This window comes from Planomonospora alba (assembly GCF_039534085.1).
Classification (GTDB): Bacteria; Actinomycetota; Actinomycetes; order Streptosporangiales; family Streptosporangiaceae; genus Planomonospora_B; species Planomonospora_B alba.
The window spans coordinates 1-21,912 of sequence record NZ_BAAAUT010000034.1; the positions used below are offsets into that span (position 1 = coordinate 1).

Annotated in this window: 18 protein-coding genes; 7 read left to right on the top strand and 11 right to left on the bottom strand. The window is 71.1% G+C overall.

What is annotated here, in order from left to right; genetic code table 11:
- Together ABD823_RS20735 and ABD823_RS20740 are read right to left on the bottom strand one after the other, a co-directional pair.
- Nucleotides 1-461, bottom strand: a 461-nt coding sequence (locus tag ABD823_RS20735) for a LysR family transcriptional regulator (protein ID WP_344862064.1), incomplete at its 3' end; no start/stop codon positions are given.
- 344 nt (nucleotides 462-805) lie between these two features.
- Nucleotides 806-1,387, bottom strand: coding sequence for a TetR/AcrR family transcriptional regulator (locus ABD823_RS20740; protein WP_344862068.1), 582 nt, complete (start codon nucleotides 1,385-1,387; stop codon nucleotides 806-808).
- A gap of 205 nt (nucleotides 1,388-1,592) precedes the next feature.
- Here ABD823_RS20740 and ABD823_RS20745 point away from each other — a divergent pair, with 205 nt between their 5' ends.
- From ABD823_RS20745 to ABD823_RS20760, 4 genes are all read left to right on the top strand, one after another.
- On the top strand, nucleotides 1,593-2,207 hold the full coding sequence (locus ABD823_RS20745; RefSeq protein ID WP_425566636.1) for a CatB-related O-acetyltransferase: 615 nt from the start codon (nucleotides 1,593-1,595) through the stop codon (nucleotides 2,205-2,207).
- A 40-nt stretch (nucleotides 2,208-2,247) separates the two neighbouring features.
- Complete coding sequence (locus ABD823_RS20750) at nucleotides 2,248-3,519, top strand: erythromycin esterase family protein (protein ID WP_344862072.1); 1,272 nt, start codon at nucleotides 2,248-2,250, stop codon at nucleotides 3,517-3,519.
- 187 nt (nucleotides 3,520-3,706) lie between these two features.
- Nucleotides 3,707-4,084, top strand: coding sequence for an FAD-dependent monooxygenase (locus ABD823_RS20755; RefSeq protein WP_344862074.1), 378 nt, complete (start codon nucleotides 3,707-3,709; stop codon nucleotides 4,082-4,084).
- On the top strand, nucleotides 4,081-5,238 hold the full coding sequence (locus ABD823_RS20760) for an FAD-dependent monooxygenase (protein ID WP_344862076.1): 1,158 nt from the start codon (nucleotides 4,081-4,083) through the stop codon (nucleotides 5,236-5,238). The genes ABD823_RS20755 and ABD823_RS20760 overlap by 4 nt, the downstream gene beginning before the upstream one ends.
- A 120-nt stretch (nucleotides 5,239-5,358) precedes the next feature.
- Here the strand turns inward: ABD823_RS20760 and ABD823_RS20765 are convergent, their stop codons facing one another.
- Nucleotides 5,359-8,478: a Tn3 family transposase gene (locus ABD823_RS20765; RefSeq protein ID WP_425566632.1), complete on the bottom strand. Its 3,120-nt coding sequence runs from the start codon at nucleotides 8,476-8,478 to the stop codon at nucleotides 5,359-5,361.
- Nucleotides 8,479-9,154: 676 nt separating this feature from the next.
- On the opposite strand from ABD823_RS20765, the gene ABD823_RS20770 reads away from it, so the two are divergent.
- The 3 genes from ABD823_RS20770 to ABD823_RS20780 are packed head-to-tail and all read left to right on the top strand — an operon-like array spanning nucleotide 9,155 to nucleotide 12,584.
- Nucleotides 9,155-10,180 carry an enoyl-CoA hydratase/isomerase family protein gene (locus tag ABD823_RS20770; RefSeq protein ID WP_344862078.1) on the top strand — a complete coding sequence of 342 codons (1,026 nt, stop codon included), beginning with the start codon at nucleotides 9,155-9,157 and terminating at the stop codon, nucleotides 10,178-10,180.
- Nucleotides 10,177-11,298: a CoA transferase gene (locus tag ABD823_RS20775; RefSeq protein ID WP_344862080.1), complete on the top strand. Its 1,122-nt coding sequence runs from the start codon at nucleotides 10,177-10,179 to the stop codon at nucleotides 11,296-11,298. Before ABD823_RS20770 ends, ABD823_RS20775 begins: the two co-directional genes overlap by 4 nt.
- Entirely contained in the window at nucleotides 11,295-12,584 is a 1,290-nt protein-coding gene (locus ABD823_RS20780; protein ID WP_344862082.1) for an amidohydrolase family protein, read from the top strand. The genes ABD823_RS20775 and ABD823_RS20780 overlap by 4 nt, the downstream gene beginning before the upstream one ends.
- 79 nt (nucleotides 12,585-12,663) lie before the next feature.
- On the opposite strand, the gene ABD823_RS20785 is transcribed toward ABD823_RS20780, so the two are convergent.
- The 8 genes from ABD823_RS20785 to ABD823_RS20820 all read right to left on the bottom strand — a co-directional run bounded on the left by ABD823_RS20785 (nucleotide 12,664) and on the right by ABD823_RS20820 (nucleotide 21,909).
- Nucleotides 12,664-14,166 (bottom strand): class I adenylate-forming enzyme family protein, encoded by a 1,503-nt coding sequence (locus ABD823_RS20785; RefSeq protein WP_344862084.1) that lies wholly within the window; start codon nucleotides 14,164-14,166, stop codon nucleotides 12,664-12,666.
- 7 nt (nucleotides 14,167-14,173) lie between these two features.
- On the bottom strand, nucleotides 14,174-14,473 hold the full coding sequence (locus ABD823_RS20790) for a hypothetical protein (RefSeq protein WP_344862086.1): 300 nt from the start codon (nucleotides 14,471-14,473) through the stop codon (nucleotides 14,174-14,176).
- Nucleotides 14,474-14,485: 12 nt separating this feature from the next.
- Nucleotides 14,486-15,598, bottom strand: coding sequence for an FAS1-like dehydratase domain-containing protein (locus ABD823_RS20795; RefSeq protein WP_344862088.1), 1,113 nt, complete (start codon nucleotides 15,596-15,598; stop codon nucleotides 14,486-14,488).
- Between the two features lie 6 nt (nucleotides 15,599-15,604).
- Nucleotides 15,605-16,810, bottom strand: coding sequence for a cytochrome P450 (locus ABD823_RS20800; protein WP_344862089.1), 1,206 nt, complete (start codon nucleotides 16,808-16,810; stop codon nucleotides 15,605-15,607).
- A complete protein-coding gene (locus ABD823_RS20805; RefSeq protein WP_344862091.1) occupies nucleotides 16,807-17,661 on the bottom strand; it encodes an SDR family NAD(P)-dependent oxidoreductase in 855 nt (284 codons plus the stop codon). The genes ABD823_RS20800 and ABD823_RS20805 overlap by 4 nt, the downstream gene beginning before the upstream one ends.
- An 83-nt stretch (nucleotides 17,662-17,744) precedes the next feature.
- Nucleotides 17,745-18,641, bottom strand: a complete 897-nt coding sequence (locus tag ABD823_RS20810) for an SMP-30/gluconolactonase/LRE family protein (protein WP_344862093.1) — start codon at nucleotides 18,639-18,641, stop codon at nucleotides 17,745-17,747.
- Nucleotides 18,642-18,649: 8 nt separating this feature from the next.
- Nucleotides 18,650-20,887, bottom strand: coding sequence for a CaiB/BaiF CoA-transferase family protein (locus tag ABD823_RS20815; protein WP_344862095.1), 2,238 nt, complete (start codon nucleotides 20,885-20,887; stop codon nucleotides 18,650-18,652).
- Nucleotides 20,884-21,909, bottom strand: coding sequence for an acyl-CoA dehydrogenase family protein (locus ABD823_RS20820; RefSeq protein WP_344862097.1), 1,026 nt, complete (start codon nucleotides 21,907-21,909; stop codon nucleotides 20,884-20,886). Before ABD823_RS20820 ends, ABD823_RS20815 begins: the two co-directional genes overlap by 4 nt.
- Nucleotides 21,910-21,912: the final 3 nt, after the last annotated feature.

Here is a 21,912-nt window from a genome sequence, read left to right on the forward strand (position 1 = left end):
TCCGGGAACCAGGGTTCCCCAGAGGTGAGGTGTCCACCAAACCGGGTTAACTCCAGGTCCTCGTACGACACCGTTTCCCGCTGGGCCAGGCGGTTCTGTGCCTCGCACGCGGGATGCCGGGCGTGGAACCCGTCGAGCAGCGGCCGGAAGTCCTGGACATTGCTGGAGAGCATGCCCAGGCGCAGCACCTCGGTCTTTCCGCCGGCCGCGCGCATGGCGCGCTCCAGGCTCTCGTGCAGGCCACGGTACATCGGCCGCAGGTCCTCGAAAAGCTGCCTGCCGATCGGCGTCAGCGCCACGGCCCGGTTGCTGCGTTCGAACAAGGCGGCGCCGATCCGGCGCTCCTGCTTCTTGACCGCCTGACTGACACGGGCGGGTGTCACGTGCAAACGCTCGGCGGTCCGGCCGAAGTGCAGTTCCTCGGCCAGGGTCAAGAAGATCTCGATGTCCCGCAGCTCCACACATGCTCTTTCGTTGTTAAGCGAGAGGTTAAGGCACCTTATCGGAGCCGACGTTGTCACCGGTGCCGGCTTGCGGCCAGGCTGGAGGGCGTCCGAAGAGATCACGATGGCTGGTGGTGCTCGCCGGGCTGTCGGATTTTCCGTTTCTGGGAGGGCGCTCTGCACATCATCAGCTCGGCCGTGTCGCTGAACGTCGACGACCTGGCGGCCTTCGTCGATTTTTCACCACGCATCTGGGCTTTCACGAGCCAGCGGCGGCCGCAGGCTTCGTCACTCTCGCCCGTCCGGACAGCGCCGACATCGTGTTGGTGGCGCGGCGGCCGGCCCGGATGAGCGCTGGCGTGTCAGGGCTGTGGTCGAGGGCCCATACCAGCGAAGACCGCCTGGAGCACACGATCGACGTAAGCGGGCGTCAGCGGCTCATGGGTGATCAGCAGCCTGAAGTACAACGGTCCCGACAGGAGCTCGAAGGCCAGGTCCAGGTCGAAGTCGGGGGCGAGCTGCCCTTGCTCTTGCGCAGCCTTGATCCGGGCCAGGGTGTCGGCGGCCTGGGGCTGGATGAAGCGTTCGTTGAGGGCTGCGGCGACTTCGGGGTTGTGCTGCGCCTCGCCGATCAGGTCCTGATACAGCGGTCCCCATGGCGGCCGGCCCAGCAGGTCGCAGGCCCGGGTCATCACCTGGCGCAGGTCGGCCACGATGTCACCGGTGTCGGGATGTTCCAGGCCTTGGGTGCGTGAGCTGAGGACGGCGTCGAGGAACAGCAGGGCCTTGGAGGGCCATCGGCGGTAGATGGTGTCCTTGCCGACGCCGGCCCGGGCGGCGACCGCCTCCATGCTGAGCTTGGCGTAGCCGACCTCAAGGGCCAGGTCGAGTGCAGTCTGCATGATCGTTTCTGTCCGGTCGTGGGAGCGGCGGCGGGCGTTCATGATGCCACCATATCGGGACGGGACGTCTTGTTTGACAATGAAGAAGACATTCTTGCACGCTTGGCACATCCATACGGGACGCCCCGTCCCGTTACTGGTCCAAGGCGTTCGCAGGTGGCCTTACTCCACCTGCGGGGGCCAGCTTTCAGAGAGGAAAGAGTTCGTGACCTCCGCTGTTCCCGCCGATCCGACCGTGGTGCACCCGATGCCCGGCCAGCCCCGGGTGGTGCTGCTCAAGCCGCTGGTCACCTCGCCGCTGATCGAGGTGGGGGAGTTCTCCTACTACGACGATCCGGATGATCCCACCGCGTTCGAGACCCGCAACGTGCTGTACCACTACGGGCCGGAGAAGCTGGTCATCGGGAGGTTCTGCGCGCTGGGCGAGGGTGTGCGGTTCATCATGAACGGCGCCAACCACCGCATGGACGGGCCCTCGACGTTCCCGTTCCCGATCATGGGCGGCTCCTGGGCCGAGCACTTCGACCTCATCAGCGGTTTGCCCGGACGGGGTGACACCGTGGTGGGCCACGACGTGTGGTTCGGCTACCGGTCCATGGTGATGCCCGGCGTCCGCATCGGGCACGGCGCGATCATCGCCTCCGGCGCCGTGGTGGTCGACGACGTGCCCGACTACGGCATCGTCGGCGGCAACCCCGCCCGGCTCATCCGTCGCCGCCACAGCGACGCCGACGTCGCCCGGCTCCTGGCGGTGGCGTGGTGGGACTGGCCGCTGGAGCACATCACCGCGCACGTCCGGACGATCATGTCCGGCAGCGTCGACGACCTGGAGCGTGCGGCTTCCGCGCTGCCGCACCTCTGATCCATCCCTTACCAAAGCACGACAGAATCGGTTCATCAACATGCCTGCTTCGTCCCACCTCGACCCGTTCACCGGCTGGCTGCGTGAGCACGCCGTCCCGCTCCGCCACCTCGACCCCGAGGCGCCGCTGGACGACCTGGAGCCGCTGCGCGAGCTCATCGGCGACGCGCGCGTCGTCGCGATCGGCGAGAACTCCCACTTCATCACCGAGTTCGCGCACCTGCGGCAGCGCATCCTGCGCTTCCTGGCCGAACGCTGCGGCTTCACCGTCATGGCCTTCGAGTACGGCTTCAGCGAGGGCTTCCCCCTGGACGCCTGGGCCCAGGGCCAGGGCACCGACGACGACCTGAAGACCCTGCTCGACGCGACCATCCCGGTAGGCGTTGAGGAGCCGCTGCGCTGGATGCGCCGGCACAACGCCACCGCCGAGGTGCCGATGCGGTTCGCCGGCATCGACATCCCGGCAGCCGGCGGATCCCTGCTGCCCGCCCTGGCCCCCGTCGCCGACTACCTGCGCGACATCGACCCCGAAACCCTGCCGGCCATCGAGCAGGCGATGCGGATCGCCGGATCCTTCGCCGGCGCCTCCGCCGCCTCGGCCGCACCCGCCTGGACCCGCCTGCCCGCCGCCGATCAGGACGCGCTCAGCGCCCTGCTGATGCGGCTGCTGCTGCGTTTCCGCGCCGTCGAGGTCCTGTACGTCTCCCGGAGCGATCAGCACAGCTATGATGTCGCGCTGCGCCGCCTGGAGGCCGCCTGCCATGCCGACTACGGCTTCCGTGCCATGGCCGGTCTGTACGCCGGCAACGGCTGGACCGCCGACACCTCCGGCCGCGACGTCTACATGGCCGGATCCGTCCAGTGGCACCTGCAGCGCTCCGGCCCCGGCACCCGCATCGTGCTGGCCGCCCACAACGCCCATATCCAGAAGACGCCCGTCTCCTTCAACGGCCGGCTCACCGGGTTGCCGATGGGCCAGCACCTGCACAACGCCCTCGGCGACGACTACCGCGCCTTCGCCCTGACCAGCATCACCGGACGCACCGCCGACATGCGCCCCGACGAGAACGCCCGCTTCGGCTTCGCCATCGACGACACCCCGCTGCAGCCGCCCGAGCCGGGCAGCGTCGAGGCCGCCTTCGCCGAGGCCGGGCTCGGGCTCAGCATCGCCGGCCTCCGGCAGGCGCCCCGTGAGACTCCCGGCCCCGACCGCTACCGGATCCAGAGCGCCTACCTGCACACGCCCGTCCTGGACGCGTTCGACGCCGTCCTGACCGCCCCGGCCTCGACCGTGGCCGACCTGGGAAGCTGACACATCGCCCGATGACCCGTCACCATCCCACCCCGCCATGCTGCCCCTGATTCAGGCCGACACCACCCTGACGGCGGAGCCACCCGGCAGATCATCGGCCGGGCCCGGGACCGGCGGACCGGGGAGTAGCGCCATGCGCACGCTGACGACGCTGACGACAACGACGAATGACGAGGAAAGCAGATAAGTGATCAACGCCGATGTGATCATTGTGGGGGCCGGCCCGACCGGCCTGATGCTCGCCGCCGAGCTGCGGCTGGCCGGGGTGCGGCCGCTGGTGCTGGAGCGGCAGCCGCGCCGCCGGGACACCCCCAAGGCCGGCGGCCTGGGCGGGCAGATCCTGGAGCTGCTGCGCTACCGGGGCCTGCTGGAGCGTTTCGAGGCCGCCTGCCCGGGACCGCCACCGGCGCCCCGGTTCCCGTTCGGCGGCGTGCACCTGGACTTCACCCGGCTCCCCGATCCGCCGATGCACGCCCTGCCGCTGCCGCAACAGGAGCTGGAGCGGCTGCTGGAGGAGAACGTGCCGCGGAGCTGGACGTCGAAATCCACCGAGGGCACGAGGTGACCGGCATCCGCCAGGACGACGCGGCGGTGACGGTGGACGTGCGCGGCCCGGACGGGCCGTATCAGGTGCGCGCCCGCTACCTGGTGGGCTGCGACGGCGCCCGCAGCCGCGTCCGTGACTGGGCCGGCATCGGCTTTCCGGGCACCGTCTACCCGGAGGTCAACCGGCTGGCCCAGGTCACCCTGCCCGCCGCGGTGACCGTGCTCGGCAACGGCGACCTGGACGTGCCCGGCTTCGGTGTGGTCCGCGCCGGATTCACCCGCACCGACCACGGCCTGTTCGGCCTCGGCTCCGCACCCGGCGCCACCAGCGTCTCCCTCTACACCATCGAGGACGAGACCACCGAGTACGACGACGACGTCCCCATGACCGTCACCGAACTCCAGGACAGCGTGCACCGCGTGCTCGGCGCGCACCTGCCGATCGCCGCCACGACCCGGCTGTCCCGCTTCACCTTCAAGGCCCGCCAGGCCGACCACTACCGCAAAGGCCGCATCCTGCTGGCCGGGGACGCGGTCCACCTGTTCCCCGCCACCGGCGTGGCACTCAACGCGGGCATGCTGGACGCGGTCAACCTCGCCTGGAAACTGGCCGCTGACCTGCACGGCCGGGCCCCGCGCGGCCTGCTGGACACCTACCACACCGAACGCCGCCTGGCCGCCGCCCGCACCATGCTGCACACCCGTGCCCAGGTCGCCCTGCGCCGCGGCCACGACGCGGCCGCCGAAGCCCTGCGCGAGATGTTCACCGAACTGCTCACCGACGAACAACCGCTGCGCCGCATGGGAGCCCTGGTCGCCGGCAGCGACCTGCGCTACCCCACGCCCGGCACGAACGACCACCCATTGACCGGCGTCTTCGCCCCCGACCTCACCCTGCACACCGACGAGGGCATGACCGGCGTCGCCCGGCTCATGCACCCCGCCAGGCCCGTCCTGCTCGACCTCGCCGACCGCCCCGGCCTGCGCGAGGCCGCCCACGACTGGAAGGACCGCGTCGACGTCCACACCGCCAGGACCGCCGACCGGCCGGCCGACGCCCTGCTGATCCGCCCGGACGCGCACATCGCCTGGGCGGTCCCCATCGACGAACCCGCCGCAACAGCCGCGACCGCGCTGCGAGAAGCACTCTCCACCTGGTTCGGCCCGAGCTGACCTCCACTCCGGCCCGCCCCGGCCGAGTCCCGGCCGGATCCCGCGCCACCACGATGGCCCGCGCGCCGCGCGGGCCATCGTTCGCTTGCGCATGCTCATGACACCAACCCGCGCGGGCGATCAAGCGGCCAGCTCGACGTCAGCGAAGTCGACCTCCTTCAGCAGCGGATCGAACGGATCCGGCCGGTCACGTAGCTCGTCGGTGGCGTACGCGCCGAACCGGCTGATGTGGGCGCGCAGGTAGGGGGCGATCTGGCCGAGCTGGTCGGCGGTGATCTGCCAGCGCTCGGTGATCATCTGCCGCACGATGTCGGAGATGTCGAGGGCGTTGTGGAAGACGACCAGGTTGGCCAGCAAGGTGTTGAACTTGATCAGTTTCTCTTGCTCTTCGGGGTCGTTGTCGGCCAGCACGCCGCCGAAGCCGAGCCACTTGGAGAATCCGTTGTAGGACTCGACCTTGTTGGTCGCCGCGGTGACGCGCGCCCGTAGCGCCGGGTCGGCCAGATAGCGCAGTAGGGCGACGGTGCGTACGCTGCGGCCGACCTCACGGAAGGCCTTGTAGATGCGGTTCTTGCGGGAGCTGGAGCGCAGCCGCCGCATCAGCGTGGCCGAGGACAGGCGGCCCTCGCTGATGGAGATGGCCACCTGCATCAGGTCGACCCAGTGCCTTTCGAAGAGTTTCCAGTCGATGACATTGCGGCCGCTCTCGCCGAACAGCTGGTCGATGTGCGGGTAGGCGATCTCCACGGAGGCGCGGAAGAAGATCAGGTCCTTGAAGTCGCGGATACGCGGCATCAGGTCGAACCCGAACAACGTGGCCAGGGCGAAGACCGGGAAGTTCTGGCCCTGGGTGTCGGCGTGCACGGTGGAGGGCTGGATGTCGGAGGCATTCGCCAGCAACCCTTCGATCAGGTGCACCGCCTCCCACACTCCGCACGGGATGAACCGGGAGAACAGCGCCACGTAGGTGTCGGAGATGTAGTGGTAGGCGATGCCGCCGAATCCTCCGTAGCGGATGCTGGTCTCGGCGAGCAGGTTGTCGATGTAGGTGTCCACCTGCGTGCCGTCGGCGGCCACCGTGCTGCCGTCCCCCCAGGCCTTGACCACGTCCAGCTCGGCGAAGGCGTTGACCACATCGGCGATCGCGGCGTTCAGCTTCTTCAGGGTGATGTGCCGGTTGCGCACCATGGACAGCTCTCGGGCGGTGACGCCGGCGATGTGCTTGGCCGCCTCGTACGGGCCGATGTTGATGCCGCCGGTGAACACCGCCAGCGAGTACCGTCCCAGCTTGTCCTTGATCTTGGGGTCGGAGCCGGAGGTCGGGCCGAAGTGGCGATACCAGCTCAGCCAGTGGGCGGTGCGCGCGACGATCGACAGCAGGGAGCGTTCGGGCATGCGCCGCTCGATCTCGGCCGCCAGCCGTTCGGCCTCGGCGTCGCTGCCCTTGCCGCGGCGGCGTTTGAGGGTGGGCACGCCGGCCTCGTCGATGATCAGGTCGGCGTTGTCGAGGTAGCCGGCGTCCAGGTGCGCGGCAGCGCTCAGGTGGGCGTCCTTGAGATGGGCGACGAAACCGGCAGGCGTATCGGGCAGCCCGACCTTCTCGCAGAAGGCGGCCAGCTTCGGCTGGCACTCCTCCCAGGGCAGCAGGTGCGCGCCCCAGTTGGCGTACTCGCCTGAGCCGAGCACGGCCACGTCCCCGGTGCGCAGTTCCTCGGCCAGGTAGCAGAACACCATCGCCTCAAAATGCCGCCGCGCCACCATGCCGGGACGGCGCCGGTCGGTCACCGCGCGCCGCCAATTGCCCGAAGCGAACGCGATGCCCGACTCCGGCTCATCCTCCACCGACGGCGGCAGCGGGATGAAGTCGCGCCGCTTGGGTGAGTGCTCGCGGGCGTGCGCCAGCGCGGCCAGCACCGAATCGTCGCTGGAGGTGGCCTTCAGCCGCAGCTTGCTGGTCAGCTCGAACAGCGCTGGCCGGTCCTTCTTGAAGAACCGGTACACCAGCAGCTCGTGCGCGTCACCGTGGAAGGCGGCGACCTCCTCGATGTCGGCCAGCTGCGCGGCGAACCCGCCGGCCTGCTCCACCGCCGCTCGCACCGCCTGCACGCTGTGAGTCTGCACCACGAGAGCCGACAGCATCTCACCCAGCGCCTGGACCTGCCCGGCGCCCGCCCCGCACGAGGTCACCGCCTCCATGGCCCGCGCCACCGCCTCGTGTCCGGCGGCCGAGGTCTCGCTGCCGGGATCCAGACGTTCCAGCACCTGACGGTAGGTGCCGATCAGCCGCTCGCTGATCGCGCGCTGCCGGGCGCGGATCTCCTCCAGCTCCGCCTTGGCCCGTTTGACGTGGGCGGCCATCCGCTTGCACAGCATCTCGGCCAGGTCATCCCGGGCCCGCATCCGGGCAGTGTGTGTCAGGCAGGCCAGCAACGCCACCTGCTTGACCGGGTCGTAGCGCGACAAGGTGTCGGCGTCCTGGGCGTCGGCCTCACCGGCGAAGTCGGCGATCTTCGATGGAGCGATGCCGTCCAGCCACGCGTCGGTGTCACCGAGCGCGTCCACCTGATCCAGCCATCTCACCTGCTCGCGAAATCGCGACCAGGTGGCCCGCTGGGCGGGCTTCTTGAGCCGGTTGAACGTCGATTTGCCGTCCGGCCCGACGACGAGCAGACCTTCCATCCGGGCCCGGCCGGCCTCGGCCATCCGCTGCAGGATCGTGGCGAAGATGGTGGCGTTCACCTCGGCGCGAATGCTGGTGGCCAGGTCCTCCAGCGTCGTGTATCCGAGCAGTTCCAGCCGGAGCCGGAGCAACTCCTCGATCGCCACGTTGATCAGGTCCGCCGGGTTGTTCTTGGCCTGCGCCGCTTTGCGGATCGCCGCCGCGGCGATCGCCCGGGCCCGGCCCGCGTCGTACTTCACGCCCTGACGCTCGCGCACCAGCCTGCGATGCGCCTTCGCGCTCGGGGAGGACCCATGGTCTGGCCAGACGTCGTCGGCCAAGTCCAGGCAGCGCCGGACGTGGTCGATCACCACGTCGGGAATCTCGTCCGGGGACGGGAAACGCGCCATCTTCTGAAAGCACTTCAACGCCAGCACCAGCGCGAAGCGCGACTCCGGGCTGCCGGTGCGCTGTTCGGCCCAAGCCACCTCTTCCGGCGATGGCGTGAAGAACACATGCAGCACCCGCGCCGATGTCAGCCGCTTGAACTGCGGGTAGGCGGTCCGCTCGATCCATGTCACTGCAGGCCGTCCTCGCCTCGATCCCGGCATCCAAGACGCCGAAACCGTAGCGACGATCAACTCCAACGGACACCTTGCTCACCAAACCGCAATCAAACCAAAGCGGAGGGTCATATCATCCGGCAAAAGAACCCTCTGAGCAGCGCCTCGACACCTCACTATCCCTTTCTCCCGTACTTGGTCTGCGCCCCCAGAGCGCCCCGTCACTGTCGGTGACCGTGTTTTCGTTCAATCGGCGCTCATACCCCGGCCGTCCTATTGATTGGAATGCATAGGCTGGGCCTGGCCGCACCGGACGACCTGACCGTCATCGGCTCCGACGACATCTCGCGTCCCGCCTTGCCGTATCCCCGCTGACCGCAGTCGCGCTGAGCAGGTCCTCGCGATCGTGGACAGTGAGTGGGCGGATCTGGACTCCCCTCCGGGCGACGTCCACGTCGTGGAACGCGGATCCGCTTGGGCCCTAGAACTTCTTCCCCGCTCGCCTCGGTACGGCCTATTTCATCGGCAAATCACCCCTGCCGCTTCCGGAACTCCGACGATAAGGTAGACCCGTGTCGTATGGAAATAATGTAAAAACGACATCTTCTGAGGTCGGGACACCGGACCCACCCGACACCGGCCGTGCCTTCCGACCGCGTCGTCGCCAGAACGCCAGGCGGTCACAGGACCGGCGATGCTGACGGTCCGCGAACTGCTCGACCTGCTCCAGGCGCCCCAGCCGCTCACGGTCGACGGCCTCCCCACCTACCCGCTGCTGGTGGTCGACCTCGAAACAGCCGCAGGAGAGGCCGACCCCGAGACGCTGGCCCCCCACCTGGTAACGCGCCCACAAGTGATCATCGGTGTCCTACCGACGGACGCATCCCCACGGGCGCTTCGCCTGGCACGGGCATGCACCGTGGCGGTGTGCCCACAACCGTCCAGACACCCCCAGGTCGTCGCGGTGAACGACGTCCACGCCGCCCTGGAGACACTGACCCGGACCATCCACACCGCACCGGTCGCGGCGCTCAGCCTGCACCAGCTCCTGCACCTGCAGGAACACCTGCCCGTCCCCGAAGCGCTGGTGGCCGAGTCGGCGGTCTACTCCACACTGCTCGCCGGGACGGAGTTCTCCAGCTGGCTCGCCCGCCGAAACACCCGCCGCCCGCAGGAGACCACCGACCCCGTCAAAGCCAGCATCGAGGCGGGCACCCTCCGCATCAGCCTGTCCCGACCGGCCCGGCGCAACGCCTTCAACGCCGCCATGCGCGAAGCCCTGTGCGACGCCCTGGCCGTCGCCGCCGGTGACCGGGCACTCCGCGTGGAACTCACCGGCCACGGACCGGACTTCTGCGCCGGCGGTGATCTGGACGAGTTCGGCACCGCCGACCCGGCCGCGGCCCACCTGCTGCGAACGGCACGATCCGCCGCTCTGGCACTCCACCGCCTGGCCGACCGGACCACGGCCCGCCTCCAGGGAAACTGCATCGGCGCGGGCATCGAGCTCCCCGCCTACGCCGGGCGGGTCCTGGCCCGGCCGGACGTCCGCATCCACCTGCCCGAGCTCAGTATGGGACTCATCCCCGGCGCCGGCGGCACCGTCAGCCTGACCCGCCGCATCGGCCGGTGGCGCACGGCCTGGCTCGCGCTCACCGGAGCGGTCCTCACCGCCCGGGAGGCCCTCTCCTGGGGGCTGATCGACGAGCTGTGGCCATGACCTCAGCCTGGGTCTCCTCAGGGCTGGCCGCACTCACCGGCCACCCGGACGGCCCGCCCCTCGACCCCGGACACCACACGGCAGAAGCCGCCGCGCAATGGGGAGCGGCCCTGGGCGTCAACGGAGCCGCCCTGCTGACCGAGCGGGCGGCGCTGACCGGACGCACCCGCGCGGGAACGATCTCGGTCGGCGGGTCATGCCGCCTGCTGGAGACCGCCGACGGCTGGGCAGCGCTCTCCTGCGCTCGCCCCGACGATCCGGACCTGCTCACCGCGCTCATCGGCGCGCCGATGAGCCGGCGGAAGCTGGCCGAGTGGTGCCGTACCCGGAGCGGAGCCGAGATCAGGCAGCGGGCCCGGCTGCTGGGGCTCGCCGTGTCACTGGTCGGAGAGTGGCCGCATCCGGCTCCCCCATGCGCTCCGGCGGCGGTCCCGGACCTGCGCGGTGCGCTCGTCGTGGACTTCAGCGCCCTGTGGGCCGGACCGCTCTGCGCGCACCTGCTGGGCCTGGCCGGAGCCCAAGTGATCAAGGTGGAGACGCCCGACCGGCCGGACGGCGCACGCTTCGGCGACCCTCGCTTCTTCGACCTGCTGCACTCCGGCCACCGCTCCGTCATCCTCGACCCCCGCCATCAGGCCGCAGCTCTGCAGTCACTCCTCGAACGGGCCGATGTGGTCATCGAGTCCTCCCGTCCCCGGGCTCTGGCCCGCTGGGGCCTGGACGCGCACGCGGCCGCGGCGGCCGGCACCGTCTGGCTGTCCATCACGGCATACGGTCGCCGGGAGGACCGGGTGGGTTTCGGCGACGACGTGGCGGCCGCGGCCGGGCTGGTCGCCCAGGATCCCGATGGGTGCGGACCGCTGTTCTGCGGCGACGCGCTCGCCGACCCGCTCACCGGCCTGTACGCCGCCTGCCGCGTGGCCGAGAGCCTGGCCCGCGGCGGCGAGGTGCTGGATGTGGCCATGGCCGCGGTCGCGGCGAGCACGGTGTCCGGGTACGCTCCCGCCCGGCCTGTCTCGTTCGCCCCCGCCCCACAGGCGCGGACGATCCCCTCCGTCCCCGCTCCGCAGCCGGGCCGGGACACCGCAGCCGTCCTGGCCGAGCTGGCAACCGCATGACCATGCTGCTGCGCGATGTCGAAGTCCGCGGGCGACGCGCCGACGTACGGCTGGAGGCCGGACACATCACCACGATCGGGTCCCTGCGGCCCCGGCCCCGCGAGGACGTGATCGACGGCAAGGGGGGTGCGCTGCTGCCCGGCCTGACCGATCACCACGTCCACCTGCTGGCCTGGGCGGCGGCTCTGCAATCCGTACCGTGCGGGCCGCCCGCCGTACGAACCGAACAGGACCTGCACCGGGCCCTGGCCCGGGCGACCCCCGACGCCGCAGGATGGATCCGGGGAGTCGGCTGCGCATTGTCGCTGGACGCGCAAGCGCTTGACCGGCTGCACCCCCACCACCCGGTACGGCTACAGCACCGCGGCGGCTCACTGTGGATGCTCAACACCGCCGCCATCCGCCGCCTTGGCCTGGACCAGAACGACGACCCGGGCATCGAAAGAGCCACCGACGGCTCCCCCACCGGCCGGCTCTGGCGAGCTGATCACCTGGTGCGAAACATCTCCGAACCACCCGACCTGCGACCCGTCGCCGAGACTCTAGCCCGCTGGGGCGTCACCTCCGTCACCGACGCCACTCCCGGCCTGACGGCGATCCCGCCCATTCCACAGCACGTGCGCCTCCTGGGCGACCCCGCAGGACGCACGCCGTGGAAAATCGTCATCCACGACCACGCACTCCCCGGCATACAACCACTCGTCAGCGAAATCGCCCACCGGCACGCCGCAGGACGCCCCGTCGCCCTGCACTGCCTCACCACAGAGGCGCTACTGCTGGCGCTGGCCGCCTTCGACGAGGCAGGCTCGCTGAACGGCGACCGGCTCGAACACGCCGCCGTCGTGCCTCCGTGGGCCCTCACCCGCATCGCCGCACACGGGCTGCGCGTGGTCACCCAGCCCGCTCTCCTGGCCGATCGCGGATCGGACATGCTGCGCGAGGCGCCCGGTGCCGAGCTCTACCGCTACGGCAGTCTGCTGCGGGCCGGGGTGATGGTGGCGCCCTCCAGCGACGCCCCCTACGGTCCCGCCGACCCCTGGCAGGTGATGGCTGCCGCCCGCGACCGGACTCTCGCGCCCGGGGAACGCGTCAGTACTCAGGTAACGCTGCACGGCTATCTGACGGCCGGTGATCTGCCCCGATCAGGGCCGATGACCGTGCACACCGGCATGGCCGCGGACCTGCTTCTCCTGGAAGGCCCGCTCCAGGAGGTTCTCCAGGAACCGGACGCGGGCCGGGTGCGCACGACCATTATCGGCGGTCGTGTGCTCTTCCAGCGCGCGTAGCTGGTGCTTTTCGGGTCGTTGTTTGTTTTTCACGGCCTTGAGGTATTGAGAAAAGCGGGAGTGCCTTTACGTTGTAGATTTATAAGATGGCCTGCCGGAGATCCCTACGTAACAGCTTGCCCACGTCATTGCGCGGCAGGGAGTCACGAAAGACGACCTTCGCGGGCACCCTGCTGGAACGCAGCCTGTCCCCCACCCAGCCGCGCAGCTCGTCCGCAGTGGGAGCGGTGCCGGGGCGGGTGACGACCACGGCGGCTACCACCTCTCCCCACTGCTCGTCCGGCATCCCGATGACGGCGGTCTCCGCCACGGCCGGGTGCTGGAGGAGGACGTCCTCGATCTCGCCGGGTGAGAGGTTCTCCCCGCCGCGCACGATGACGTCGTCGAGCCGGCCCTCGACGAACACGTAGCCCTCCTGGTCGATCCAGCCGCCGTCGCGGGTGCGGAACCAGCCCTCGGCGTCGATGAGTGCACCGTGGGCGTACTCCCCCGACACCTGCGGCCCGCGCACCCACAACTCCCCCGCCTCGCCCGGCGGGAGGTCCTTGCCGTCGGGATCGCGCACGACCAGCTCGACGGCGGGCAGCGACCTGCCCACCGAGCCCAGCCTGCGCCGGACCGCCGCGTCGCCGGAGGCGAGCGCCAGACGGTGGTCTTCGGGGCCGAGCACAGCGATGGAGGAGGAGGTCTCGGTGAGGCCGTAGGCGCCTGCGAAGTCCACGTGCGGCAGGAGCCGCAGGGCGCGCTCGATGACCGGCACGGGCATGCGGCCGCCGCCGTAGGACAGGTGCCTGAGGTACGGCAGGCCGCCGCCGTCCTCCTCCAGTACGGCGGCGATGCGCGCCAGCATGGTGGGGACCACCATGGCGTGGGTGACGCGCTGCTCGCGTGCCAGCCGCACCCACGCGCGGGCCTCGAAGTTGGGCAGCTGCACGATGCGGCGGCCGCCGTACAGGGCGGTCAGCAGGCCGGCGATCCCGGCGATGTGGTACGGCGGGACGCTGATCAGCGTGGCCTCCTCGGGGCCGGCGGACAGGAAGTCCACCGAGCCCAGCACGTAGGAGGTCAGGTGCCGGTGGCGCAGCACCGCCACCTTCGGCGCGGCGGTGGTGCCGCTGGTGTGCAGCAGCACGCAGGGCAGGTCGGGGTCCTGGACGGGGTCCCCGGCGGGCGGCCCGCCGGACGCCGCCGCCGGGGAGTCTTCGGCGCCGCCGGCGGTGGGCCCGGCCATGGACGGCGCCATGATCGTGAGGCCGTCCACGGCCGAGGCGATCTCCGCGGGCCTGCCGTCGGCGATCACCACGGCGGGGGCCTGCCCGCGCAGGACGGTCCGCAGCGGTTCGTCGGCCAGGCGGTAGCTGACCGGGGCGAAGGGGCGGCCGGTCCAGGCAGCGGCGAACAATGCGATCGGCAGTGCAGGGGTGGCCACGGTGGCGTAGACGACTCCGGGCGGGGCCTGGTTCCAGTGCCCGGCCAGCCGGGAGGCCGCCTCCAGCAGGCCGGCGTAGGTGAGGTGCTCGCCGAGGGCGACTCGGCCGGGATCGGCGGAGGCGGCCATCTCCAGGAAGGTGACGATGTTCATGGCGTTCTCAGTCCGAGGAGGGCAGGGCCTTGGCGGGCTTGATCGTGAGGGGTTCGCCGTCGAGCGTCAGCTGCCCGCTCCCGGCCTTGGTCACCAGCACCTCCAGCGTTCCGGAGGCGTCGCTGTAGCGCTTGCCGATGAGCAGTTCGTGGCCGTCGTCGCCCGGCCCCTGGGCCGCGCTCTGGTCGTGGCCGATCACGGGCACTCCCCCGCACCGCAGGTCCACCTCGTCGTCCGGTGCCCGGACGACGATGACCTCGGCTTCGGACACGGCGCTGCGCAGCCGTGCACCTGGATGAAGCTTCATACGCAAAACTCCTCAGCCGTAGAGTCCGGGGCGGCGCTCTCCCGCCGCTTCGGGAAAGGGCGGGCCGAGCGGCGCGCCGCGGGCGGGCAGCCGTACCGTGGCCAGCCCGGTCGCGGTGACGGCCCCGGCCTGGTTGATGTTGCGGACCTCCACGTCGGCCAGCAGGTCGTCGTCCTGACGGTGGACGCGGGTGACCGTGCCGCGCACGGTGTTGGTGTCGCCGACGAGGTTGGGCCGGCGCAGCCGGGCCTGCATGCGCAGGAGGGTGCCGTGATCGCCCATCCAGTCGGTGACGGCCTGGATGAGCCAGCAGATCCGCTGCGGCCCGTAGTCGAAGCTGGCGGCCTGGGCGCGGTTGTTGCGGGCGTAGTCGGGGTCGGCCCGGCCGCCGGCGCCCATGTCGATCGTTCCCTCGTCGACATAGCGGGAGCGGCGGGTGCTCAGCGCCGCGTGGGCGAACAGGTAGAGCTCGGTGGTGGTGTAGGTGCCCCGGGGCAGCTCCGGGATGGGCTCTCCGGCGCGGGCCTCCTCCCAGTGGAGCGGCTCGCCGCCGCGCCGCTCGCGCTCCCACACCAGCGGGTCGGGCGCGATGCGCACTCCCGGCTCGCGGGCGGCCTCCACTGCGCGGCCCGGATTGGCGAAGCGGAGCATGTCGGTGCGCATGGTGGCGATCAGCTCACCGCGCGCGTTCCAGTAGTCGGTGCGCCCGGTGCACACGCACGCCTCGCCGACCTGCCGCGTGGAGGTACGGCGGATCGCCTCCGGCGTCTCGATGCCCCGGACCCGGTCGCCCAGCCAGACGGGCCGGTGCCACTCGATGCGGGAGCCGAGGTAGAGCAGGGTCAGGTCCTTGGTGGCGATGTTCTCCTGCGGGATGTGCCCCCAGATGGCGGCGTTGGCCCCGAACTCGATTGAGAACAGGAAGGCGGGCGAGGCCACCAGCGCGCCGTAGCGCGATTTTTCCGCATACCGGGGGTCACGGAAGAGCGGGTTGTAGTCCCCGGCCCCGTCGCCGAAACGCTGCAGCCACTCCTCGGTGACCGTCCGCCACGACCTGCCGGGCAGCGGGATGTCCAGCCCTTCCCGGTAGGCCGTCTCGAACTCCGCCAAAGTCGTGATCTTCATGTGGCGTCACCAGGCGACGGGAAGGTCGGTCATGCCGCCGGTGAGCACGCCCTCCAGATAGACCGGGTCACCGGCGAGCGCGAGCTCCGGCAGCCGTTTCAGCAGTGTCCCGATGCCCACCTGCAGCTCCATCGTGGCCAGTGAGGCGCCCAGGCAGCGGTGCAGCCCGTGGCTGAAGGTCAGGTGCGGGTTGTGCGTGCGCGCCAGGTCGAAGCGGCCCGCCTCATCGAAGGCCCGGTCGTCGTGGTTGGCCGAGCCCAGGTCGACCATGACGGCCTCGCCTTTCCTGATCACTGCTCCGGCCAGCTCGAGGTCCTCGGCGGCGGCGAACGGCACGAGCCCGACCCGTCCCTCGACTTCTTTGCCCATCTCCATCCCCGCGTGCCGGAGGATCTCCTCCACCGCCGGTCCGATCCGCCCATCGACGTCCTCGGCGAGGTAGGCCCGGTGCTCCGGGTTGAGCAGCAGTGACAGCACCCCCTGCTCGATGAAGTTGGCGGTGTTGTCGAAGCCGCCGAGGACGAGCAACATCGCGATCTCGACGATCTCGCCGTCTTCGAGCCGGTCGTCGGCTTCCTGTGCCGCGGCCAGAGCGCTGAGCAGGTCGTCGGCCGGGGCCGCCCGCTTGGCGGTGATCAGTTCCAGCAGGTACATGAACAGGGAGGCGGCGTGCTCGGCCACGGTCTCCTCGGCCATGCCCGAGGTGGACAGCAGCGCGTGGCTCCACTTGACGAAGTTCGCCCGCCCGTCGTCGGGCACGCCCAGCAGGTCCCCGATGACCTGGATGGGCAGCGGCAGCGCGTAGGCCTCCACCAGGTTGGCAGTGGCACGGCCGGTGGTCATCTTCTCGATCAGGCGCTCGGCCAGCGCCTCGGTGGAGGGCCGCAGCGCCTCCACCCGGCGCATGGTGAACGCCTTGGCCACCAGCCTGCGCAACCGGGTGTGGTCGGGCGGGTCCATGAACTGCAGGGTCTTGGTGAGGAACTCGGGGAACTCGATCGCATACGGCACCACCCGCCCGTCGCGGAACGGCTTGCGCACGAACCGGCGGTCCTCCAGCAGCTGCCGGCAGGCCTCGTAGCCGTGGACGACCCAGGCGTCCCCGCCGTATGCGAAGCTCACCTTGGTCATCGGCCGATCGGCGTGCAGAGCCCGGATGATCTCCATGCCTTCCGCGGGCGGGACCGGCCCGAAGGGGTAGGTGGCTTTCACGGCTTGGCTCCCGTCAGGTCGGTGATCTCGGCCAGCCGCTCGGCGACCGTCTCGGGGGTGAGCTCCGGCTCGTGGATGCCGGGGGTGTTGACAACGACCAGGCGCGAGACGTAGCCGCCGGCCGCGTTGAGCACCTCACCGGTGATCGCGCAGTCCTGGTGGACCAGGTAGGCGCCGACCGGGGCGACCAGCTCGGGCGGCATGTGCTCGTGCATGAACTCCACGGTGCCGGGCGGCAGCGCGGGACCGGCGATGTCCATGAGGCGGGTGCCCGCGCCGGGCGCGATGGCGTTGACCCGGATGCCCTGCGCCTCGCCCTCGACGGCCAGATTGCGGGTCAGTCCGTAGACGGCGCCCTTGGCCGAGCCGTAGTGGACCATGCCGGGCTGCCCGGTCATCGCGGCGGAGACGGTGTTGACGATGCGGCCGCTGCCCGAGTCGGCCAGGTGCGGCCAGGCCGCACGGCACAGCTGCAGGCTGCCGAGGTAGTGCACGTCCAGGAAGTCCCGGTAGACCTTAAGGTCCAGCTCGCGGAAATCGCCCAGCCGGTAGACCCCGGCATTGTTGATGACGGCGTCCAGACGGCCGAAGGTCTCCACCGCCAGGGTGACGATGGCCTCGGCCCCGTCGGTGACGGAGTCCGCGCTGGCCACCGCCGTACCGCCGGCGACCTTGATCTCGGCCACGACGGTGTCGGCGGCCTCCGAGGAGGGCCCGTGGCCGTCGGCGTCGCCGCCGAGGTCGTTGACGACGACGTGCGCGCCGCGGGCGGCGAGCAGTTTGGCGTAGGCGCGGCCGATGCCGCGTCCCGCGCCGGTCACGATGACGACGCGGTCGGTGAAGTCGAGCAAGGTGGTCTCCTCACGGAAACGGGGTGCGGGAAGTGGGGCACGACTGGGGCGTGGCGGGGAGCGGTCCCCGGCGATGTGTCGTGTCAGGGGCGGGCGCCGCCGCCGGGGACCTCGACGCGGGCCGTCCAGATGGACCCCTGTCCGTCCTGCCGCGACTTCTCGAAGTCGAAGACCTCCACGCCGCAGGCCAGGTAGAGGGTGCGGCGGTCCGGGCCGCCCAGCGCGCAGGCCGTGCTGGAGCCCGCCTCCGCCTGTGGCACCGTCACCTCGGCGAGCACCTCGCCGCCGTCGGCGACCCTGAGCACCCGGCTGGTGATCGGCATCGCCGCCCAGGCAGCGCCCTCCTGGTCCAGGCACAGGCCGTCGGGCATGTCGCCGAGGTCGGCGAAGATCCGGCCGCCGGACAGCTCGCCGTTCGCGTCCACCTCGAAGGCGGCCAGCCGGTTGGCGAAGGCCTCGGCGGTGACCAGCGTGGCGCCGTCGGCGGTGAGCGCGATGCCGTTGGCCCCCATCAGGTGCTCGGTGCCCTTGGCCAGGCGGGCGGCGCCTGCAGGCTCGATGATGATGATGGGGGAGGGCGCAGGCTGCTCACCCGCCCACAGGTTGAAGCCGAGCTGGGTGACATAGGCGCGGCCGGAGGCGTCGACCACCATGTCGTTGATCGGGCCGGCCGCCAGTTCGCGCAGGTCGGCGTAGACGTTGACGTCATCGCCGGAGACGATGAGCACGACCTTCTCGAACATCGAGTTAACCAGGAGGCGCCCGTCCGGCAGGTAGCCGGTGCCCACCGGGACGACCTCGGCCCCGTCCAGGGCCTCCCGGCCGCCGAGGTCCAGGATCGTCTCGGCCTTCCCGTCCTCGGTGAGGGTGACGAGCCGGTGGTTGTACATGTCGGAGAAGTGGAAACGGCCCTCGTGCCAGCGGGGGCATTCGGTCCAGCTGAAGCCCTGGGCCAGGCGGGTGGCGGGGGTGGGGTTCATGGGGATCCTCACAAAGTGGCGGGGCGGGTGCCGATGACGCCGCGGGCGGTCAGCTCGTCGATCTGTTCGGGGGTGAGGCCGAGTTCCCCGGTCAGGACCTCGTGGGTGTGCTGGCCGAGCGTGGGCGGGGCGAGCCGGGACCAGCGCTCGACGCCGGAGTACCGGTAGGGCACCACGGGCAGGTGGATGCGGCCGACCACGGGGTGGTCGATCTCCTCGAACAGCCCGTGGCCGGCCAGCTGCGGGTGTTCGTGGGCGAAGCGGGGGTCGGTGAGCCGGGCGGCGGGGATCCCGCGGTCCAAAAGCGCGGTGACGAGGTCGGCGGCGTCCTGCTCGGCGGTCCATTCGGCCAGTTCCCGGTCGAGCAGGTCCTGCTGGGCTTGGCGGCCCGCGCGGGAGCCGAGGGCGGGATCTTCCGTCCAGCGCGCCACCTTGGCGAGGTCGCGCAGGGCGCTCCAGTGCGCGTCGGTCACCACCGAGATCGCCACCCAGCTCTCGGTGCCCGCGCAGGGGTAGGCGCCCTGGGGGGCGATGCCGGGGCTGTGATTGCCGTCGCGGCCGATCACCCGGCCGGTGGCGGCGGCCGTCACGATCTGCTCGGCGGCCATGGTGAGCGCGGCCTCCACCAATGGTGCCTCCACCAGCAGTCCCTGCCCGGTCCCCGCCCGCAGGCGCAGCGCCGCCAGCAGGGCGAAGACGGCGTTCGCGCCGCCCATCGGGTCGGAGGGGCCGCTGGGGTTGGTGGGCGGCCCCTCCGGATAGCCGGTCACCCAGCACAGGCCCGCGTACTGCTCGACGGTCTGGGCGTAGCCGACCCGCTCGCGCAGCGGTCCGCTCAGCCCGAAGGCGGGCATCCGCAGCATGACCAGTGAGGGGTTGAGGGCGTGCACGCCCTCCCAGTCCAGGCCGAGGTTGTCCAGGACGCGCGGGGCGAAGTTCTCCAGCAGCACGTCGGCCGTGGTGATCAGGCGTTTGAGCAGGCCGAGCCCGTCGGGGTCGGCGAGGTCGAGGGTGATGGCCCGTTTGTTGTGGTTGGCGCCCAGGTAGAAGGGGCCGCGTTCCCACCACAGCTCCTGGCGGGGATCGGCGTTGAGCAGGCGGGCCCCGTCCACGCGCCGGGTTGATTCGACCTTGAGGACGTCGGCGCCGAGCGAACCGAGCAGTGTGGCGGCGAACGAGCCCGCCCACCAGGTGCCCAGATCCAGCACCCGCAGCCCGCTCAGAGGCCGCTGCCCGGGCCCGGCCTCCGGGTGCGGTCGCGCTGCGCCGCCGTCCGATCGCAGGGGGAGGGCGCCGCCGTCCGGGCGGGGCCGCGCGCCGCCGATGAGGAAGGGCACATCGGGCCGGGTGAAGCCGGTGCCCTCGCTGACGAAGAAGCCGCGCTCGGCCATGTGCGGGTCCTCGACGACGGTGGCCCCGCTGTGGACCGGCGAGGACGGGATCCGCAGCAGTGCGGCCTGCTCCAGGATGTGGCCGGTGGGATGGCGCGCGGTCCAACTCTGGACCACCTCGTTCCACTCCTTGGCCCGCCGGTAGCGGCCGTAGTGCGTGGACAGCTCCTCATCCGTCAGCAGGTCCGGCCGCTCCACCAGCACCATGAAGTCCTGGAGATTCTGCGCCGAGGCCAGGTTGAAGCCCACCCAGCCGTCCAGGGTGGGCTCCACCGACGGGCTGAGCCGGTGGCGCAGCACCATCGGGTCGCGCGACTCGCCCTGCAGCGCCGCCCGGGTGTCGACGAACAGGTTCGTGACGTAGGCGTGCACGTCCAGCAGCGCCACGTCCAGGCGGGCCGTGCCGCCGCCGAGGATGGCGGCGAGCGCGCCGCCCGCCGCCAGCGCCCCCGCCACCCATTCGGCCGGGCGGCCGCCGGCCATCAGCGGGTAGGAGTCCGGCAGGCCGCGCAGCCGCAGCGAGCCGCTCTCGGCCTGCAGGGTGAAGTCCGTCCACGGCCGCCGCGGCCCACCCCGCCCGTAGGGGGAGATCTCCACCGTCACCGGCGCACCGGGGCCCTCGTCGTGGCCGTCGGCCTCCCGGATGAGCACATCGGCCCCGGCGATCGACGCCTCGGCGGCCGAGAGCTCGGCCACCGGGTGTTTGCCGTGCGCGAGGAAGGCCCCGAGCGGGCCGTCCACCGCTGCGAAGGCGGTGACCTCGGCGCCGCAGTCGGCGAACAGCTTGCCCGCGTAGGCCCCGGCGACGGTCCGGGAGATCTCCACGACGCGCAGGCCCGCCAGCGGGGCGCTCATGCCCGGCTCCCCGCGAGCAGGCCGCCCAGCTCCAGCAGCCGGGCGGAGGAGCCGCCGAGGATCAGCTCGTTGCGCTTGCCCGCCAGGAAGTAGCGGTGCAGCGGGTAGTCCAGGTCCGTGCCGAGGCCGCCGTGCAGGTGCTGGGCGGCGTGCAGGACCCGCGGCCCGGCGTCGCAGGCCCACCAGGCGGCGATCTGCACCTCCTCTGCCGCGTCCAGTCCTGCGGCCAGCCGCCACGCCGCCTGCCAGGCGGTCAGCCGCTGGCCCTCCACATCGATGTAGGCGTCGGCGATGCGCTGGCTGACGGCCTGGAAGGTGGCCAGAGGGCGGCCGAACTGCTCACGGGTGCGCAGGTGGGCGGCCGTCAGCTCCAGGGCCGCCGCCGCGCAACCGGCCTGGTGCACGCAGTAGGCCGCGGTGACGCGCGGCAGCAGCCAGTCCAGCACCTCGCCGCCCTGGCCCGGCGGGCGCAGCACGTCTTCTTCGGCCACCGGGGCGCGCTGCAGTCGCAGCACGAACTCCGGCTGACCGGTGAGGGTGTCCTGGCGCAGCAGCTGCACGCCGTCGGCGGCGGGGTCGAGGAGGAACAGGCCGCTTCCGGCGTTCACCAGAATCCGCCGGGCGCGGTCGGCCAGCGGGACGAAGGGGTGCTCGCCGGTGAGCCGCCAGCCGTCTTCGCGTACGGCGTGCGCCCGTCCGGCTTCCAGTGCCGCGGGCAGGACGCTCGCGCCCTCGCAGACCGGCGGGATCAGCCGCGCCCGCTGCTGCGCCGTACCGAACGCGGCGACCGGGGCGGCGCCGAGCAGCACGCCCTCGATCAACGGCGCGTGCGCCGCGGTGGCCTCGACCACCAGGCAGAACTCGAGGAACGACGCACTGGAGCCGCCCGTCTCCTCCGGCAGCGCGACGCCGATCAGACCGGAGCGGGCGAGGTTGTTCCAGATCTGCTCCGGCGGCCCGGAGCAGATCTCGACGGCCAGTTCCCGCAGGGCCGTCTGATCCTCATCGAAGGTGAAGTCCATGAA